The sequence below is a fragment of the Pseudomonas sp. lyk4-R2A-8 genome, assembly GCF_030209095.1.
In the GTDB taxonomy this organism is placed as follows: domain Bacteria; phylum Pseudomonadota; class Gammaproteobacteria; order Pseudomonadales; family Pseudomonadaceae; genus Aquipseudomonas; species Aquipseudomonas quebecensis.
This window is the reverse complement of sequence record NZ_JARVSS010000014.1, coordinates 94,430-112,507: the sequence shown is the minus strand read 5'-3', so window position 1 is coordinate 112,507 and position 18,078 is coordinate 94,430. Positions and strand designations below refer to the sequence as shown.

Annotated in this window: 15 protein-coding genes; 11 read left to right on the top strand and 4 right to left on the bottom strand. The window is 61.2% G+C overall.

All coding sequences use genetic code 11. The annotated features are described in order from the left end of the window. Positions 1–11 precede the first annotated feature (11 nt). Positions 12–878, bottom strand: coding sequence for an MBL fold metallo-hydrolase (locus QRN10_RS14955; protein ID WP_253511182.1), 867 nt, complete (start codon positions 876–878; stop codon positions 12–14). Between the two features lie 106 nt (positions 879–984). Between QRN10_RS14955 and QRN10_RS14950 the strand changes: the two genes are divergently transcribed. Both QRN10_RS14950 and QRN10_RS14945 read left to right on the top strand, forming a co-directional pair. Further along, entirely contained in the window at positions 985–1,899 is a 915-nt protein-coding gene (locus tag QRN10_RS14950; protein ID WP_181081063.1) for a LysR family transcriptional regulator, read from the top strand. A gap of 90 nt (positions 1,900–1,989) precedes the next feature. Continuing rightward, positions 1,990–2,166: a hypothetical protein gene (locus tag QRN10_RS14945; protein WP_181081062.1), complete on the top strand. Its 177-nt coding sequence runs from the start codon at positions 1,990–1,992 to the stop codon at positions 2,164–2,166. Here the strand turns inward: QRN10_RS14945 and QRN10_RS14940 are convergent. Beyond that, on the bottom strand, positions 2,159–3,034 hold the full coding sequence (locus tag QRN10_RS14940) for a helix-turn-helix domain-containing protein (RefSeq protein ID WP_181081061.1): 876 nt from the start codon (positions 3,032–3,034) through the stop codon (positions 2,159–2,161). The two genes, QRN10_RS14945 and QRN10_RS14940, sit on opposite strands and share 8 nt — an antisense overlap. A 180-nt stretch (positions 3,035–3,214) precedes the next feature. On the opposite strand from QRN10_RS14940, the gene pobA reads away from it, so the two are divergent. From pobA to QRN10_RS14920, 4 genes are all read left to right on the top strand, one after another. After that, positions 3,215–4,408: a 4-hydroxybenzoate 3-monooxygenase gene (gene pobA / locus QRN10_RS14935; protein WP_181081060.1), complete on the top strand. Its 1,194-nt coding sequence runs from the start codon at positions 3,215–3,217 to the stop codon at positions 4,406–4,408. A gap of 64 nt (positions 4,409–4,472) precedes the next feature. Next, positions 4,473–5,990 (top strand): MDR family MFS transporter, encoded by a 1,518-nt coding sequence (locus QRN10_RS14930; RefSeq protein ID WP_285428636.1) that lies wholly within the window; start codon positions 4,473–4,475, stop codon positions 5,988–5,990. Between the two features lie 185 nt (positions 5,991–6,175). Further along, complete coding sequence (locus QRN10_RS14925; protein WP_285428635.1) at positions 6,176–10,384, top strand: YncE family protein; 4,209 nt, start codon at positions 6,176–6,178, stop codon at positions 10,382–10,384. Between the two features lie 484 nt (positions 10,385–10,868). Next, positions 10,869–11,168: a DUF6124 family protein gene (locus QRN10_RS14920; protein WP_181077958.1), complete on the top strand. Its 300-nt coding sequence runs from the start codon at positions 10,869–10,871 to the stop codon at positions 11,166–11,168. A 163-nt stretch (positions 11,169–11,331) separates the two neighbouring features. On the opposite strand, the gene QRN10_RS14915 is transcribed toward QRN10_RS14920, so the two are convergent. Beyond that, positions 11,332–12,171, bottom strand: a complete 840-nt coding sequence (locus QRN10_RS14915) for a cache domain-containing protein (RefSeq protein WP_181077983.1) — start codon at positions 12,169–12,171, stop codon at positions 11,332–11,334. 50 nt (positions 12,172–12,221) lie between these two features. Continuing rightward, entirely contained in the window at positions 12,222–12,995 is a 774-nt protein-coding gene (locus tag QRN10_RS14910) for a transporter substrate-binding domain-containing protein (protein WP_253511207.1), read from the bottom strand. 364 nt (positions 12,996–13,359) lie between these two features. Here QRN10_RS14910 and QRN10_RS14905 point away from each other — a divergent pair, with 364 nt between their 5' ends. The 5 genes from QRN10_RS14905 to QRN10_RS14885 all read left to right on the top strand — a co-directional run bounded on the left by QRN10_RS14905 (position 13,360) and on the right by QRN10_RS14885 (position 18,016). Further along, the gene (locus tag QRN10_RS14905; protein ID WP_181077987.1) at positions 13,360–14,730 is read left to right on the top strand and encodes a glutamine synthetase family protein; all 1,371 of its coding nucleotides are present in this window, start codon (positions 13,360–13,362) and stop codon (positions 14,728–14,730) included. A gap of 101 nt (positions 14,731–14,831) precedes the next feature. Continuing rightward, the gene (locus tag QRN10_RS14900) at positions 14,832–15,428 is read left to right on the top strand and encodes a class I SAM-dependent methyltransferase (RefSeq protein ID WP_181077989.1); all 597 of its coding nucleotides are present in this window, start codon (positions 14,832–14,834) and stop codon (positions 15,426–15,428) included. A 125-nt stretch (positions 15,429–15,553) separates the two neighbouring features. Beyond that, positions 15,554–16,687 (top strand): ribonuclease D, encoded by a 1,134-nt coding sequence (gene rnd / locus QRN10_RS14895; RefSeq protein ID WP_181077990.1) that lies wholly within the window; start codon positions 15,554–15,556, stop codon positions 16,685–16,687. Continuing rightward, positions 16,684–16,977: a YcgL domain-containing protein gene (locus QRN10_RS14890; RefSeq protein WP_181077992.1), complete on the top strand. Its 294-nt coding sequence runs from the start codon at positions 16,684–16,686 to the stop codon at positions 16,975–16,977. The genes rnd and QRN10_RS14890 overlap by 4 nt, the downstream gene beginning before the upstream one ends. A gap of 106 nt (positions 16,978–17,083) precedes the next feature. Beyond that, positions 17,084–18,016: a D-2-hydroxyacid dehydrogenase gene (locus tag QRN10_RS14885; RefSeq protein WP_181077994.1), complete on the top strand. Its 933-nt coding sequence runs from the start codon at positions 17,084–17,086 to the stop codon at positions 18,014–18,016. The last annotated feature ends 62 nt before the right edge of the window (positions 18,017–18,078 follow it).

Below are 18,078 nucleotides of genomic sequence, written 5' to 3'. Positions count from 1 at the left end.
TTTACAGCGGTTCACCACTTCATTTCGCCCTTGGCGACTTTGGCGCTCAGCTCCAGCGAGCTCTCGTCGGCGAGGGTCGGGTAGCGCTTTTTCATGGCTGCGATCAGCGCGGCGGCGTCCTTGGCCTTGGCGGTTTCCAGGTCAAAGGCCTTGATGTAGTCAGCCGTGAAGGCCACCGACGCCAGCGACGGCGTGCCCAGGTAATGGCCCGGAATCACGGTGCGCGGCTGCAGCTGTTGGATGCGTTGCAAGGTCGCCAGCCAGTCTTTGTGGGACTGTGCGCTTTGGGTGTCAGCCATCCATACATGAATGTTCTGGGCCACCACCACGCCACCGACGACCGCCTTGATCGACGGGATCCACACCACGCTGCGATCCGGCTGTGGGCCATCCAGGCCGACCACTTCCAGTGTCTGGCCCTCCAGGCTCAGGCTGTGGCCTTCAAGTACCTGCGGCACGATGGTTTTAGCCGGTTTGTCGGCGCCCATTTTCGGGCCCCAGAATGCCAGTTTGTCGGCCACGGTGGCCTTGATGTGCTCGACCACCGGTTGCGGCGCCAGCACCTTGGCGTCGGGGAAAGCCGCAGTCAGGGTGTCGAGGCCGAAGTAGTAGTCCGGGTCGCCATGGCTGATGTAGATGGTGGTCAGGTGCTTGCCGCTGGCGCGGATGTTCTGCACCAGTTGCTCGGCCTGGCTTTTGCCGAATTGCGCATCCACCAGGATCGCGTCCCTGGCGCCGCTGACCAGCACCGAGGTGACTGGGAAGATTGCCGCTTCGCCGGGGTTGTACACGTCGAGCTTCAGCTCGGCCGCGGCCGCATGGGCGGCGAAGGCCAGGGCGGCGGTGGCCAGGCTCAGGCGCTTGAAGGTTGAGAACATTGGGCAGCTCCAGCATCGATTCAAAGGATGCACAGAGCTTAGTTGCACCAAACAAGACTAAAAATGCGATGCTGGAACATAGTTTGTTTCTAAAAGCGGGCAGATCATGGATCGTCTTCAAGCAATGCGCGTGTTTGTCACCGTGGTCGACCTGGGCAGCCAATCCGCCGCCGCCGATCATCTGGACCTGTCACGCCCGGTGGTATCGCGCTACCTGGCCGAGCTGGAGGACTGGGTCGGCGCGCGCCTGCTGCACCGCACCACACGCAAGCTCAGCCTGACCGCAGCGGGCAGCGAAACCCTGCCCCGTTGCCGGCAAATGCTGGAATTGGGTGCCGACATGCAGGCCGCCGTGAGCGAACCGGACGACGCGCCTCGCGGCCTGTTGCGCCTGAGTGTGAGTACGTCGTTCGGCCAGGTGCAATTGGCCGAGGCCATCGCCGAATACGTCAAGCGCCACCCGTTGGTGACGGTGGATCTGCAACTGCTCGACCGCACGGTAAACCTGGTGGATGAGCGCATCGATCTGGCGATTCGCATGAGCAACGACCTGGACCCCAACCTGATCGCCCGGCGCCTCAGCGTTTGCCGCTCGGTAGTGTGCGCCACGCCTGAGTACCTGCGCGAGCATCCGGCGCCGCGCAAAGTCGAAGACCTGGCGCGCCACAATTGCCTCACCCACTCCTATTTCGGCAAGAGCCTGTGGCATTTCGACGAGCGGGGTGAGCATGTGTCGGTACCGGTGAGCGGCAATATCACCGCCAACGAGGCCAGCACCTTACTGCGCCTTACCCTGGCCGGCGCCGGGGTGGCCATGCTGCCCAGTTATCAGGCGGGCGACTACGTTCGTCGTGGCGAACTGGTACGCCTGCTGCCTGGCGCCGATCCCCGGCAGATGAACATCTACGCGGTCTACGCCTCGCGCAAACACATGCCCTCGGCGTTGCGCAGCCTGCTGGATTTCCTGGTCCTGCGCTTTCCCGAGGAGCCGGCGTGGGATGAGGGTTTATACGCGACATAAACGGGTTGAATGGCGGCCAATAATGGCAACCTGCCCTGACTGACCTATGCTTTAAACAGCACCGTGTAGAACCGTGCAGAGGTCAGTGCCATGAGCATCAAAACCCGCAAGTACCTGACGATTTTCGCCCTCAGCGTCTTGGCCAGCGCGCTTTACGCAACGGCCGCCTACCGCGTCGAGCAAACCCGTATGCAGCCGACCTTTGCGATCAGCTGCCATCAGGATCTGTGCGTTCCGCGCAGCGGCAGTTTCAGCGCGCTCAGGTAGGCTGCCTGGATTTAAGCTGCTCGCGAAAGGCCTTGGGCGAAAAGCCGACCCGGCGACGGAACAACCGCGAGAAATTGGTCGGGTCGGAAAAACCCAACACCTCAGACATCTCATTGATGGTCATGCTGGTGTACGTCAGCAAGCGCTTGGCTTCCAGCAACTGGCGGTCATGCATGATCTGCAGCGCGGGCTGGCCGCCCAATTCACGGCAAGTGCCGTTCAGGTGCGACACCGAGATCCCCAGTTTGTGGGCCAGGTCTTCGATCTTCGGATGCTCGCGGTAGTGCTGTTCAACCAGTTGGGTGAACCGCCGGAAATACTCACGCCCGCGTGGCGCCCGAGGGTGACGACGCTGGATTGCCTGACGACTGATCCACACCAGCAACACGCTGACCAGGGCATGCATCAGCATGTCCCGGGCCGGTTGCTCATCGGCGTACTCCTCCTGCAAGCGGGCGAACAGGCGGTTGAGGTACTCGCTGTCCTTGCCCGCCGGGTAACTGCCCGGCATCTGCAACGCGTCGGCCGTGGCGCCCAGTTGCGCCTGTAGATGGTCCACCAGCGGGGCCGCCAGCGTCAGCACGTAACCTTCGACATCTTCGGCAAAGTGGAAGCCATGCACGCACAGCGGTGGCAGCACCTGCAACGTGGCTTCATTGAGGGTGGTGCGCTGGCCTTCGATTTCCAATTGGGCCTGGCCTTTGTGCACATAAAGCAATTGGCACAGATCCGCGTGCCGGTGGGGCTGGATTTCCCACTGGTATTCCCGACTGCGCCGGGAAATGGTTTCGCAGTGCAACAAATCGGGCGTCGGCCATTGCTGGCTTTCCCCGTAAAGCTTGAAGACCGGAATCGCGGTTTTGGTCATGGTTTAAATCCGATACTCGGGATAGTTGTGCGGTAATCGCCCCGATTGGCAAAAAGCGCAGGCTTTGGCGCAGTTTTCACCTTCTTATGCTGGGCGCTCAAGTGAAAAATGTCAGCTACAAGACCAATGACAACTCTTTCACTCGATCCGTTCGGGTGGAACTTGCGGGCCATAAAAATAATGAAAACGCTGAACACCCAAGTCGCCATTATCGGCGCCGGTCCATCCGGACTGCTCCTCGGCCAGTTGCTGCACAACGCCGGCATCCAGACTCTGATCCTTGAGCGCCAGAGCGCCGATTACGTGCTCGGCCGCATTCGTGCCGGCGTGCTGGAGCAGGGCATGGTCGATCTGCTGCGCGAGGCCGGCGTGAGCCAGCGCATGGATCGCGACGGCCTGGTGCACGACGGCTTCGAACTGGCGCTCAACGATAGGCTCGCCCACATCGACCTCAAAGCGTTGACCGGCGGCAAATCCGTGATGGTCTACGGCCAGACCGAAGTCACCCGTGACCTGATGGCGGCGCGTGCCGATGCGGGCGCCATCACCCTGTATGAAGCACGTGACGTCCAGCCCCACGACCTCAAGAGCGATCGGCCCTGGCTGACCTTCGAACATCAGGGCCAGACGTTTCGCCTGGAGTGCGACTACATCGCCGGGTGCGACGGTTTTCACGGAGTCGCCCGCCAATCGATCCCGGCCGATGCCTTGAACATTTTCGAACGGGTCTACCCGTTCGGCTGGCTGGGCATCCTCGCCGACACACCACCGGTGCACGCGGAACTGGTGTACGCCAAGCACCCTCGTGGCTTTGCCCTTTGCAGCATGCGCTCGCCCACCCGCAGTCGCTATTACCTGCAGGTGCCGGCGGATGAAGCACTGGAGCAATGGTCGGATGCGCGGTTCTGGGAAGAGCTCAAACAGCGTCTGCCCGCCGCATTGGCCGAGCAGTTGGTGACCGGGCCGTCGATCGAAAAAAGCATCGCGCCGCTGCGCAGCTTCGTGGTGGAGCCGATGCAGTACGGGCGCCTGTTTCTGCTGGGTGACGCCGCGCACATCGTGCCCCCTACCGGCGCCAAGGGCCTTAACCTGGCGGCCAGTGATGTCAGTACCTTGTTCAGGATTCTGCTCAAGGTGTATCGCCAGGGCCGGGTGGATTTGCTGCAACAGTACTCGGCGATCTGCCTGCGCCGGGTGTGGAAGGCCGAGCGGTTTTCCTGGTGGATGACTTCCATGCTGCACACGTTTGATGAAGCCGACGGGTTCAGCCAGCGCATCGCCCAGAGTGAGTTGGACTACTTCATCGACTCCGAAGCCGGGCGCCGGACGATCGCGGAAAATTACGTCGGACTTCCTTACGAGGCTATCGAATAGCCTGCTATCGTATTCGCCATTGTCGTGGGGCGCCTTTCCCACGACCTTGTTCGAAGGTTCCTGCGTGACTCAGCTTAATCATCCCACCCCGCCGTTACCCGCCGTGCGCAGTATTCTGGTCGCGCTGATGATGGCCATCTTCCTTGGCGCCCTTGACCAGACCATCGTCGCGGTGTCCATGCCGGCCATCTCGGCGCGTTTTCACGACGTCAATCTGCTGGCCTGGGTGATTTCCGGCTACATGGTGGCCATGACGGTGGCGGTGCCGATCTACGGCAAGCTCGGCGACCTGTATGGGCGTCGGCCGATGATGCTGATCGGCATGGGCGTGTTCACCGTGGCGTCGCTGTTCTGTGGCATGGCGCACAGCATGGAGCAACTGGTGCTGGCGCGGGTGCTGCAAGGGATCGGCGCCGGGGGCATGGTTTCGGTGAGCCAGGCGATCATCGGCGACATCATCGCGCCTCGCGAACGCGGGCGTTACCAGGGCTATTTCAGCAGCATGTACGCGGTGGCCAGTGTGGCCGGGCCAGTGCTGGGCGGTTACATGACCGAGTACCTGTCCTGGCGCTGGGTGTTTCTGATCAACCTGCCTCTGGGCGCCGCTGCGTGGTACGTGGCCCACCGCACCCTGGTGGGGCTGCCGGTGCCTCAGCGCAAGCCGATCATCGATTACCTCGGCACTGTGCTGATGATCATCGGTTTGACCGCCCTGTTGCTGGGCGTCACTGAAATCGGCCAGGGCCATTCCTGGCGTGACTCGCAGGTGCTGGGCCTGCTGGCCGGCGCGCTGGTGGTGCTGACGCTGTTCGTGTGGCATGAACGCCGCGCGCGCGAACCGCTGCTGCCGATGCATCTGTTTGCCAATGCCAGTGCGGTGTTGTGCTGGTGCACGATTTTTTTCACCAGTTTCCAGGCGATTTCCCTGACCGTGCTGATGCCGTTGCGCTTTCAGACCGTGACCGGCGCCGGTGCCGACAGCGCCGCCCTGCACCTGCTGCCGCTGGCGATGGGCCTGCCAATCGGTGCCTACTGCGCCGGGCGTCGGACCTCGGTGACCGGGCGCTATAAACCGATGATCCTCAGCGGTGCATTGTTGAGCCCGCTGGCCATCTTCGGCATGGCTTACAGCGCGCCCCAGGATGTGTTGCTCACCGCCATGTTCATGCTGCTCTGCGGGATCGCCGCCGGCATGCAGTTCCCGACCTCCCTGGTGGGTGCGCAGAATTCGGTGGCGCAGCCGGATATCGGCGTGGCCACCAGCACCACCAACCTGTTCCGTTCGCTGGGCGGTGCGGTGGGCGTGGCCTGCATGTCGGCGTTGCTGCTGGCGCTGCTGCAGGACTCCGGCTTCGCCCACCTGTCCAGCGGCGCGCTGGTGGCCGAGGGCAGTTCGGGCAACGTGCTGCTCGACGGCCTCAACGCCGCCCCCGGCCCTGCGCAGGATGCCCTGCGCGCCGAACTGGCAGTGACATTCCGACACTTGCTGCTGGTGAGTGCGGCGGTGTCGCTGCTGGGGCTGGCGGCGGCCATGGCCATGCCCAACCGCCTACTGCGCGGGCGCGAGGACAAGGCGAAATAACCGGCACCATCAAGACTAAAACTGGGGCGGGGGCAAGTCTGCCCCGTACGCCTGCCGGGGTCCGCACCGCGTGACAACCGTTCGTCGCTACTGTCAGTGTTGACAGCTATTCAGCCCAACCCGCCGGGTGTCTGATTTCCTTGTCCCGCGCCCCCTTGGCGCTATTACCGCAAGGAGTTTCAGCCATGTCTGATGAGCCAGCTGTCATTGAGCCTTCCCCCGCCGGGGGTTCCATTCCATTTGACCACGCCCTGGTGGTTTACCCGTCCAACAGCAACCGCGTCGTGGACCTGGAGCCCCCTCCTTATGTGGCCGACCCGGTTCTTTCTGTGGTCGGCGCCGATCGAGGACTGGGCATCCGCCACATCGAGAACCGCCTGATCGTGACCTTCGAGCGCTGGTTTCATTTAAACGTGGGCGATGTGTTCGAGTTTTACATGGGCGGTTCCCCGTTCGAGCTGGCCTGGGCTGAAGTGCGCCCAGGCGAAGAAAACCGGCCACGGTATCAATTGGCGATCCCCCGCGAGCTGGTGCCTCTGGGCTTTGTTTCGTCCTGCTATGGGCGGGTGGTGCGTGTGGGCAGCGGTACGGAAAGTACCTCGGTGCCGCAAACCTGGTTGATCAAGGACACAAGGCCTGGCGGCCTCGATCGTGACCCAAACGAGGATTATCACTCCGCACTCAAACTGCACTTGCCCCTCGACCTGCAACCTCCGGGCAGCGTGCTGGACCCTGATCGCGCAGCCCAGGGAGTCGTTCTCACCATTGATCGTTACCCTGAAATGCGCATTCGCGACACCATTGATCTTCGTTGGAACGGCCATCCGGTGATGTTGCAGTTGGACGCCGATCACATTTCCGGGGCCAGGCCCCTTGAAGTGCGGGTGGAGCCGGAAGTCATTAACCGGCCCCACGGCAGTGGCTTACTGACGATCCGTTTTCGGGTCTACGATGAAGTGCTGAATCTTTCCGGCGAACTTCAGCAATGGTCACAAGAGGTGCATCTGGAAAGTGATCTTGATCCCAACTTGCTGGAACGGCCGTACTTCCTGGTGGACAATGAAGACACTACCCATGTCAATTTCGATACCCAGGGTGAGGGTTCTTTTCAGGTGGAGGTGTATGTCCCCAGCCGGCTGCCCAACGGCTCCACCACACCGGCAGGTACCCAAATTCTCATTACGTTGAGCGGCATCCGGGCTGACGGCTCTGAGCATATTGTGCATTTACCCGCCCTCACGGCACGTATAGGCCGCTCTACCTACGCCCATGTGGAAAACAGCATCCTCAAGGCGCTGATCAATGGCTCCATGCAAATCTCCTACGAGTTGCAATTTCCACTGGGCACCGTGCTTGGCACATCGCGTCGCCTGACGGTCACCATTTTTGGCACGGTTTCCACCATGCCGGCGGTCAACGTGGTGGAAGATGACGCCGGCTTGATCGACCCCTCGATTGATTACATCACTGTCGAGTTTCCAGAGTACACGCCCTACGACCGCAACTACTCCGTCACCCTGCGCATGGAAGCCATGCGTACCGGTGGTGGCGTGGAGTTCTATGAGCAAACCTTGCTGGCCGGTGCCCCACCGCCACCGACGCGCTTTCGGATTGTGCCGCGCAGTGAATTCCAGCGCTTTGTGGGGTTGGGCGATGTGAAGATTTTTTATCGCGTGGACGACGGCCTGGTCGGCGTGCTGGGCGGCAGCGGTGCGCTGACGGTCCGCGAGTCCGAGCACTTGGTCGTGCACTTTGGCGAGCGGGTGGCCGACCTGCCAGCACCGCAGTTGGACCGCGTCGATGAGCGCGGCAACCTTGATCCGGACGATGTGATTGGCCAGGCCATCGTGACACTGCCCTATGTTCGCACCTCCCCGGGTGACACATTCATCTGGCGCTGGGTGGGCACGGGGGTTAACGGCAGTACCGGGGATAGCATCCTCCTCAATGGCAGCAGCGCGGGCCGGCCAGTGGTGTTTGGGGTCGACAAGATGTATGTCGACAACAACCGCAATGGCGAGATCCGTCTGAGCTACACCTTGATCCCGGCAAGTGGCGGGGCCCTGCGTTCTGAAACTCTCATCGTCAGCGTTGGCCAAGCCTTGGGCGATTTGCTGCGACCCGAAGTGCTTGAAGCCTCCCGCAACCCCGATCAACTGACGCCCGAAGCCGTCACACAGGGTGCGACCATTCGGGTCACGTTCCCGCAAATGCTGCCCACCGACCGCATCCGCGCCGTATGGACGGGCATTCCCGACATCGGCAGCCACAGTGAAACCAAGGACGGCAACAGCCACAAAACCCTGGACTTCATTGTCCCCGCCGACGTGGTGGGGGCTAACATCGCGCCCTTTGGCCAACAGATCAGCGTGCAATACTTCCTGCTGCGGGGTACCCGCGAAATACCGTCGTTGATCCTCGATCTGTTGCTGCTCAACCTCAACACCTTGCCGATCCCGACCATTGAAGGCGTGGGGGATGTACCGATACTCGACCTGTCACGACTGACCGGCACCGAGCGCACCATGATCAACACCTGGCATTTCATCCATCGGAACCAGCGCATGTGGATGGAGTACACCGGGACCTATGCCGACCCGGAAGGGACTTACTTCGAGGCCACGTATACCAACAACCTGGTAACCGCCGACGGTGAGGTTAACGGCATCCTGCCGCCAACGCCCGTGGATGAACTGCGAAAGCTGAAGGATGAGTCGACACTGACCGTCAAGTTCTGGGTCAGTTTTGATCGGGGCTCGAACAAAGCCAACGCGGTGTTGTTCCGCGAACGTCGTTACACCGTGCAGGCGCTGCCCAGCGAACTGCCGGCGCCCAGGTTCCACAACCTTCCGGGTGCGAGCCTGAGCATCTACCCACTCCAGTATGAGCACTATGCTTTTGTGGCAGTGGCTTACGAGGGCATGAACAGTACGCACTTTATCGAACTGCAATGGATCTATCCCGATTGCACCCTGGAGCCGATCTCTGGAAAGAACGGATTGGACGGCGGGCGCGTGGACTTCCCGATCAGCGCAAGGATCATTGCCAACAGCGTCGGTAAAACGATCACCTTGCGTTACGTGGCGACCATCAGAACTGACAGGGTGACTTCTGCCATTCAAGAGCTGACGGTGCAGATGATCCGGCCGGAACACTTACCGCAACCACTGATCAACGGACTGCCGGACGGCGGTGTTCTGGACCTGGCGGACTTTACCGGGCCAGCTAAAGCCAGTGTCAGTAAATGGCCGTTGAGCTTTATCAACCAAAGGGTATGGCTGACCTGCAGCAGTCCGGGCGTGGATGACTTGAAGGTGCTTGAGAGTTACCCGATCAACTCCGGGGAAGCGGCGGCGGGGCTGGTGAATAAGGATGTGGCGCGCGATTGGTTCTCGGGGGTGCAAAACAATGGTTCGATTACGGTTAGTTGTGACGTGACGTTGGATGGGAGTACTGAGAAGGGGGGGCAGCCTTTTCCGTTGACGACTTATACGGTTAAGCGGGAGATGCGGATAATTAAGAATATTTCGGTGGGTACAAATCCCAGTGCGATAGTATCCAACAGTGCTGGCACTCGTGTTTACGTGGCCAATGATGGAAGTCACTCTATTTCGGTTATTGATACAGGTACGAATGAGGTTATTCATATTATTACTGGAATATCCGGCCCTGGGATAGGCCTTGCAATTAGCCCGGACGGAAGTCGACTATACGTAAGCTTCCGCTCCTCAAACGTACGGTGCATAAATACAGCAAATTACGCGACTTTATTTTCAACAACCGTCACAGGATCTCGGGCATTAACAGTAAACGCTGCGGGAACTCGTCTTTATGTTGTAAGCAATCTGGGTGGGCACAATGGAACCTGCGTCGTACTCAACGCATTGAATGGTGGCAGAGTAGGTCAGTTCTTGACGAACTCTACATACAATAACAGTGTATTAGCAAACCCAGACGATACTCGCGGGTACTTCGGCTCCTATCACGGGGTCGCTGCGTTTGATGCACAGTCATTCCAACTCTATCCTGAATTATTAAACGGCGAGGTTAGAGGAACCATGGCTTACAGCCAAAACAGCGTAATGGGATCTCGCTTATATATTCCAGATTATAGAGAAAACAAGATCATAATCACCAACACAGACCGCCTTACAAATGCTAGAGAACTTATTGGGGTGTCAGAACCGCACTCCATAGCAATTGATCCAATCACCTACATGGCATACTTCACACAGCAGACAGCCAATAATGTTAAAATCATCAATACTCACACGGAGGAGGAAGTGGGGCAAATTAACGGATTCAACAAGCCAGAGGGAATAACGATACTGCCCAGTGGAGTGATATACGTTGCAAATTATGGAAACAACACCGTATCGGTCGTCAGCAACTAATATTCATTAGGAAAAAAAGCCACACCATAACGGCAACACACTAAAACGGGACGGATTATTCATAATCCGTCCCGTTTTAGCACTTGCTCCTTATACGCACCGCCCCTCCCACCTGTGGCCTGTGCTGCCTGATCGACATGCATTGTTAAAGGCCAGCAATCCCTATCCCTTTAATTTGCAGGACGTTTCCTAGACAATCCCACGGCCTTGCGCCTGCTTGTTCCACTGGCTAGCCTTCGCTCCGTCGCTGCCTATCAGCGATCGGGTGTGGAAACCTGGGAATTCAGTGGGCGCCAAGCGCCAGCTCCATCAGACGGATGTCGGCATGACTTGGCCTTCAGATCGTTTTATGGCGGCTGTACGTGGGCAGGCTTCGGTCTGGCCGGGTCCTACTGTCCGGTTTTCCACCCTGCGTACAGCTGCCACCCTATTGTCGTGTGGAAACGACACCAGGCTGGCTCCTTTTTCAGTAGGAGCTTCACTCATGAACAAAATCGTCCCCGACCCACCCCGTTTCACCCTAGACCGCGACATTCTCGACCGCGCCCTGCGTCATTACCTGCAACCCGACTCACCGCCATCCTTCACCGTGCACCACGACCTCAGCTTCGAAGACGCCCTCGCCCAGCTCTGCGACCTGCTGCGCTGCGCCGCCGCCACCGCATCCGACACCACCCAGGGCTTGAGCGGCGAGCAGCGCCATATGGCCGGTGCCACGCAGCACTTGATTGACATGGCCAGCACTCTGGCCGACCGCGCGCTGGAGTGTCTGCACGCTGGGTGATAGCGGAAATGGGCTGGCTCCCAATAACGGGGGTCAGCCCATTCACCCCGCGTCTGCGCGCCGCATAGCCACACTTCCCGCCTCCTACCACCGGCCGGAACTGCGATTTCTAACAGTAGCTCCCCGCCAAGCTCCCTCCCATTCGCATGCATTCCAATGCCGATCAGGGGCTGTAGTAGCCGACCGCAACCATGTAATGCCCGCTCTTGCGGATATACGCATGTTTGTTCTCGACCTTGTCGGTGATCGGGTTTTTCCAGCGGTATTTGTATTCGCCCTGGTCCTGCTCCGTCATCAGTTTGAGTATCGGCTCGCCCACCGGTTTGCCGTCGGGGTCCTTGATCTTGCTGAAGTCGGTGTTGATCAACCGCAGCGTGGTGCCATGGGCCACGTAGCGCTGGGTATTGAGGTCCACCACGAACACGTACAGGTCATCCTGCAGAAAGCCGCCCTGCAGTGAGTTGATCGCCTTGAGCGTACCGGCTTCGTCCTTGACCAACGCATTCACCGCTTTGTTGCGCAGCGCCCGGGCCTGTTCCGGGGTGGCCCGTGGCAGGTAGTAACCCACCGCCAGGATGCGCTCGCCCACGCGCTGGTAAAACACATGCTTGTGCTCGACCTTGCCGTCGTTCCAGTTCTGCCAGCGATAGTCGGCCTGCTGCATGCCCTGGCCCTCGGGCACCTTGAGCGCTTGCTCGAATGACTCGCGCAGGTCCGGCCCGAGCACCTCGGATACGTCGCGGCCGATCAACGCGGAGGAGGGGCCGCCACTGGCCAGCAAGACACCCTGGGTGTCGACCACGAACACATAGCGGTCATGGTCGACAAACTCCCCCTGGCGGCTGAAGGCGGCAAAGGCCTTGTCGCCATTGCTCTGGTAATAAACCAGGGCTTTTTCCAGCAGCGCCTTCGCGGCCTGGGCATCGTCATCCTGAGCGGTATCGGCATGCACCTGGCTGAATCCCAACAGCAGCAGCCAGGTCATTCTCAGCAGTCCCTTCATGAACCCATCCTCGTTCTTGTTGATGTGAGCACAGCGTAGACGCCTATGGCTCAGGGCGCCGCCAGCCATTGATTGACGATGCCGTCGTACACGCCGGTGGCCACGCTCAGGTGCAACCACTGGTCCACATAGCTTTTCCACGCCACGTCGTCCCGGGGCAGCAGAAAGGCTTTTTCGCTGTACTGCATTTGCTTGTCCGGGTTGACCGCGCACAGCCCCGGCTTGAGCTTTTGCTGGAAGCGCGCCTCGCTGGCATCGGTGATCATCACGTCGGCCTTGCCCGCCAGCAACTCGTCGAAAATCGTCACGTTGTCGTGCAGGCGAATCTGCGCTTTGCCCAAGTGCGTACGGGCGAACACTTCGTTGGTACCGCCTGCCGGTTCGATCACTCGTACCTGGGGCTGGTTGATCTGTTCGACGCTTTGGTAGCGCTGCACGTCGACGCAGCGAACCAGCGGGATCTTGCCGTCGACACCAAGGGACTGACTGAAAAAGGCCTTTTTCTGACGCTCCAGCGACACCGAAATGCCCCCCACCGCGATATCGCAGCGCTGGGCCAGGAAGTCCGGCATCAGGGTTTTCCACGTGGTAGGCACCCATTGGATCCTGGCGTTGAGGCTTTTGGCCAGGGACTCGGCCATGGCAATGTCGATGCCTTCATAGCGGCCATCGGCGCGCAGCGAGGTGTAGGGCTTGTAGTCGCCGGTGGTGCACACGCTGAGGGTGCCACGCTGCAACACCTCATCGAGGCGCGACGCACCGGTGTCGGCCAGGGCCGACGTGGCCAGGCTCGCCAGTACACAGAGGGCTAAAGGAGCTTTCATGCGGTCGAGTCCTTGGGGCAGGGGCGGGTGGCCATTATTTCCAGCGCGGGGCAGGGTGGCAAGGCGTGACGATTGTTTAGCCGGGCTGCAACCACACTCCGTCAAGCGTGAATTTAACCGGCGGTCGCCGCGTGTGAGGCTGGCGCGCATCCCACCAGTGTGATTGCCCATGGCCGCTTCCCCCGACGCTCACCTCGCGACACTGGCGTCCGCGCTGGCGTTCTGGGCGCTGTTCCACTGCCGTCACGCGCGCCCGCCGGATACCGCTCTCCTACGTTGATTGACCCATTGGATGACGCACACCTGTGCGCATCTGCCCGGCGGCGCCCGCGCGCCTGCCTGACGTACCCGTATGAGAGCCCCCATGAGTATTTTTGCCAGCCTGCACGAAGCCCAGTCCTTTCTTGAACACAACCCGGACATTGAACTGTTCGAGCTGTTTATCCTCGACAACAACGGCGTGCCACGCGGCAAGCTGCTGCACCGCGATGAACTGCTGGCGGTGTACGCAAGCGGCCGCCCGCTGCCCAGCACCATTCTGGGCCTGACCATCAACGGCGATGACGTGGAAAATTCCGGCCTGGTCTGGGACGTGGGCGATATCGACTGCCGCGCCTACCCGATCAGCGGCAGCTTGCAACGCATGCCGTGGCGGTTGATCCCCACCGCAGCGGTGCAGGTGAGCATGCACCCCCGCGAAGGCCTGCCCGCCACCGTGGCGGACCCGCGCCAGTTGCTGGCCAAGGTGGTGGACGCGCTCAAGGCCGACGGCTATTACCCGGTGATGGCGGCCGAGCTGGAGTTCTACCTGCTTGACCAGACACCCGACAGCCACGGCCGCCCGCAACCGGCACGCGACCAGGACGGCGGCCGTCCGCGCGCGACCCAAGTCTATGGCCTGCGCGAACTGGAGCAGATCGAACCGTTTCTGGCCGACCTTTACAGTGCCTGCAAGCTGCAAGGCATCCCGGCGCGTACGGCGATTTCCGAATACGCCCCCGGCCAGGTCGAAATCACCCTGGAGCACCGCGCCGATGCCCTGCAGGCCATGGACGAAGCCGTGCGCTACAAGCGTCTGGTCAAGGGTGTGGCCCACAAACACGGGATGACCGCCTGTTTTATGGCCAAACCGTTCGACGACCTGGCGGGCACCGGCCTGCACATGCATGTCAGCCTGGCGGATGCCGACGGCCACAACCTGTTCGCCAGCGACGCAGCCGATGGCACGCCGCTGCTGCGTCATGCGGTGGGCGGCATGCTCAGTACTTTGCTCGACGCGTTGCTGCTGTTTTGCCCCAACGCCAACTCGTATCGGCGCTTCCAGGCCAACAGCTACGCACCGCTGGCCGCCACCTGGGGGGTCGACAACCGCACCGTCAGCCTGCGCGTGCCGGGCGGGCCGGCGCCTTCGCGGCATATCGAACACCGCATCTGCGGTGCCGACGCCAACCCCTACCTGGCTGCCGCGGCGATCCTGGCCGGCATCCATCGTGGCCTGCGCGAGCAGCGCGACCCCGGCGCTCCGGTGCAAGGCAACGGCTACGCCCAGGCCAAAGAGCTGCTGCCCACCGACTGGCTCACCACCCTGCGCGCGCTGGAAGGCTCCCAATGGGCGCGCGAAGCGTTCGGCGAAGAATTTCTCGGCGTGTACCTGGCGGTCAAACGCGCCGAATACCGCCAGTTCATGGGCGAAGTCGGGGAGCAGGATTGGCGTTGGTACCTGCATCAGGCATGACGGGATTAACGGTAGAAAGTCTTCGACCTTTTTTTCACGTGGCGGCCGTTAAGCTGCCAATCAAGGTCGTTCACTACCGTTTCGCCCAGATGAGCCCATAGATGTCGTCACAACCACCATCCTCCATCGAGATCGAATACGCCGAACGCTGTGGCCGTGAACACGCCAGCGTCTGCGGTGACACGCGCCCGCCAGGGCTGCGTCGGCGCCTGGTGGCGTGGCGCGATGCCTGGCTGGTGCGCCAGGCATTGAAAGTGGCCGGCGAGCCGGGGCTGATCCTCGACCTGGCCTGTGGCTCGGGGCGCTTCTGGCCGGTGCTGGCCGAGCACGTCAACCGCGTGATTCTGGCGTCGGACAACTCCCAGGCCATGCTCGACCATGCCCGCACCCATCACCCGGCATCCTTGCTCAAGCGGGTCAAGACGTTCCAGGGCTCGGCGTTTTCCATCGGCCTGTCGGAAAACGCGGTGGACTGCATCTTCTGTCTGGAATTGTTTCGTCATGTACCCGACAGTGAAGGACGCCTGGCGCTGCTGCGCGAGTTTCATCGGGTCAGTCGCGACACCGTGATTATCTCGGTCAACTCCCGCACCGCGGTTGAGGGCGAGTTTCGCCAGGCGGGTTTCAAGGTGCTGCACCATCAGGAATTCGTACCGGGCTCCGCGGTATGGCGTGTCTATGTTCTGCGTAAGAGATGATAACTCCCGCCTGTCGGACTATTCTTCAATGCCTGTCTGAGTTTTCATGATCGGCTGTGCACTGCGGATGCTCGCAAGGCTCTTTCGCGATATATACTGCGCGCCATTCTTCAAGGGAGAGCCGTGTGGCCATCGATATTCACTGGATCTGCGACAACGATAGCCTCGGCCAGCATTGCGCCGAATGGCAGCAGTTGCCATTCGTCGCCCTCGACACCGAATTCATGCGGGTCGACACCTTCTATCCCATTGCCGGGCTGATCCAGATCGGTGACGGCGTACGCGCTTACCTGATCGATCCCCTGACCATCGACAATTGGCAACCCCTGGCTGCTTTGCTGGAAAACCCGGCGGTGATCAAGGTGGTGCATGCCTGCAGCGAAGACCTCGAAGTGCTGCTGCGCCTGACCGGCAGCCTGCCGGTGCCACTGTTCGACACCCAACTGGCGGCTGCGTACCTGAACCTTGGCTTCTCCATGGGCTACTCGCGCCTGGTCCAGGCCGTACTGGACATCGAGTTGCCCAAGGGCGAAACCCGCTCGGACTGGTTGCAACGCCCGTTGTCCGAGACCCAGATCAGCTACGCCGCCGAAGACGCGGTGCACCTGGCCGAAGTCTACGAACGCCTGCGTCCACGCCTGTCGGACGACAAATTCGCGTGGGTGCTGGAGGATGGCGCCGAACTGGTGGCCAACCTGCGCCGCGAAGTCGACCCCTACGAGGTGTACCGCGACGCCAAGCTGGCGTGGAAACTGTCCCGCGCGCAGTTGGCCGTATTGCGTGAGCTGTGCGCCTGGCGCGAGCAGCAGGCCCGTGCCCGGGACCTGCCGCGCAACCGCATCATCCGCGAGCATTCGCTCTGGCCCCTGGCCAAGTCCCAGCCGGATAACCTCGCCGCCCTGGGCAAGATCGAAGACATGCACCCGCGCACCGTGCGCCAGGACGGGCAGTTCCTGCTGGACCTGATCAAGCGTGCTGGCAGTGTGCCCGCGGACCAATGGCCGCCGGCCGTGGCCGAGCCCTTGCCGGTGGATGCCGCCGCGCTGATCAAACAACTGCGCGCCCTCGGCCAGGCCGAAGCCGAACGCTTGGACATGGCGCCGGAACTGATGCTGCGCAAGAAAACCCTCGAAGCCCTGGTTAAAAGTGGCTACCCCGATGGACCTTACCAACTGCCAGACTCGCTGCGTGGCTGGCGCCGCGAGTTGATGGGCCAGGCGCTGCTCGACAGCCTGGCCACTGCCGGAGAACAGCCTTGAAACGTATTTGCTCCATCTACCGCAGCTTGAAAAAAGACGGCATGTACCTCTATGTGCTCAAGAGCGATGCCCTTGAGCGCGTGCCCGAGCCCTTGATGGTGGCGTTCGGCAAACCGCACCTGGCCTTCGACATGGTCCTGACACCAGAGCGTAAGTTGTCGCGCGAGGACATCGCCGTGGTCCTGGAAAACCTCGATAAACAGGGCTACCACCTGCAAATGCCGCCGGCCGAGGACGAGTACATCGAACACTTGCCCGAAGAGCTGCTGCGTCGCAATGACCCGATGTGATCGGTAGGTGCCCTGTCCGGGGCACATTCTCAATGAAATCGTTTGAGTTGGCGGTGGCCGTAAGGATACGGGCGGCCGTCTGCACTGTTTTTGAAAGGTTTGAACCATGCGTGTTCTGATTGCTGAACAGGATCACCCGCTGTATGCCCGACTGCTCAGCGAAGCAGCGCCGGAGCTGGAAGTGCTGACCAGCGGCGACTCCGCCGAGCTGTCGCGCCTGGCCGCCGACTGCCCGGTGTGGCTGGGCCAGCCGGACCTGCTGGCGACCCTGCTGCGCCAGGGCCACCACCCGCAATGGCTGCAGTCGACCTGGGCCGGCATCACGCCGCTGCTGGCCGACGGCTTGCCACGCGACTATCGCCTGACCCGTGCGGTGGGGATTTTCGGCCAGGTGATGGCCGAGTTTGTGCTGACCTACATGCTCGGCCATGAGCGCGAGGTGCTGGCGCGCCTGGTCAGCCAGGTCGAGCGCAAGTGGGACAACCGCATGGGCCAGAGCCTGGCCGGACGCAAGGTGTTGATCGTCGGCACGGGGGATATCGGCCGGAGCGTCGCCCGATTCCTCGTGCCGTTTGGCGTCAAGCTGTACGGCATCGCCAGCACTGCGCGTGAGCAGGAGCCCTTTATAGAAGTGGCCGGGCCGGACCAACTGGGCCGGTTGGTGGGGGAGGTGGATTATGTGATCAACCTGTTGCCCAACACACCCAACACCCATGACCTGTACGACGCGGCGCTGTTCAAGCAGTTCAAGCCCACCGGCCTGTTCATCAACGTCGGGCGTGGCGTGGCGGTGGTCGATGCGGATCTGGTCGAGGCGTTGAAAGAAGGGCACCTGGCCGGTGCGGTGATCGACGTGTGCCGCCAGGAACCGCTGCCGCAGCGCCATCCATTCTGGACCGCCTGGGGGCTGTTGTTGACTGGGCACAGCTCTGCGCCGACGTCGCCGCCGATGATGGTGGAGTTGTTTCTGGACAACGTACGCGCATACAAGGCAAAGCAAGCCTTGCGCGGTGAAGTGGATTTCGAGCGCGGTTACTGACCGCCGCACCCGGCCATCGGACGCGTTTTGATCTACGTTCGGTAGTGTACACAAAACCTGAC

Coding starts and splice junctions, on each gene's coding strand:
- QRN10_RS14925 (WP_285428635.1), top strand. CDS start 6,176: ATGTCTGATGAGCCAGCTGTCATTGAGCCTTCCCCCGCCGGGGGTTCC.
- QRN10_RS14900 (WP_181077989.1), top strand. CDS start 14,832: ATGTCGTCACAACCACCATCCTCCATCGAGATCGAATACGCCGAACGC.
- QRN10_RS14955 (WP_253511182.1), bottom strand. CDS start 878: ATGTTCTCAACCTTCAAGCGCCTGAGCCTGGCCACCGCCGCCCTGGCC.
- pobA (WP_181081060.1), top strand. CDS start 3,215: ATGAAAACGCTGAACACCCAAGTCGCCATTATCGGCGCCGGTCCATCC.
- QRN10_RS14950 (WP_181081063.1), top strand. CDS start 985: ATGGATCGTCTTCAAGCAATGCGCGTGTTTGTCACCGTGGTCGACCTG.
- QRN10_RS14910 (WP_253511207.1), bottom strand. CDS start 12,995: ATGAAAGCTCCTTTAGCCCTCTGTGTACTGGCGAGCCTGGCCACGTCG.
- QRN10_RS14940 (WP_181081061.1), bottom strand. CDS start 3,034: ATGACCAAAACCGCGATTCCGGTCTTCAAGCTTTACGGGGAAAGCCAG.
- QRN10_RS14915 (WP_181077983.1), bottom strand. CDS start 12,171: ATGAAGGGACTGCTGAGAATGACCTGGCTGCTGCTGTTGGGATTCAGC.
- QRN10_RS14920 (WP_181077958.1), top strand. CDS start 10,869: ATGAACAAAATCGTCCCCGACCCACCCCGTTTCACCCTAGACCGCGAC.
- QRN10_RS14945 (WP_181081062.1), top strand. CDS start 1,990: ATGAGCATCAAAACCCGCAAGTACCTGACGATTTTCGCCCTCAGCGTC.
- QRN10_RS14885 (WP_181077994.1), top strand. CDS start 17,084: ATGCGTGTTCTGATTGCTGAACAGGATCACCCGCTGTATGCCCGACTG.
- QRN10_RS14905 (WP_181077987.1), top strand. CDS start 13,360: ATGAGTATTTTTGCCAGCCTGCACGAAGCCCAGTCCTTTCTTGAACAC.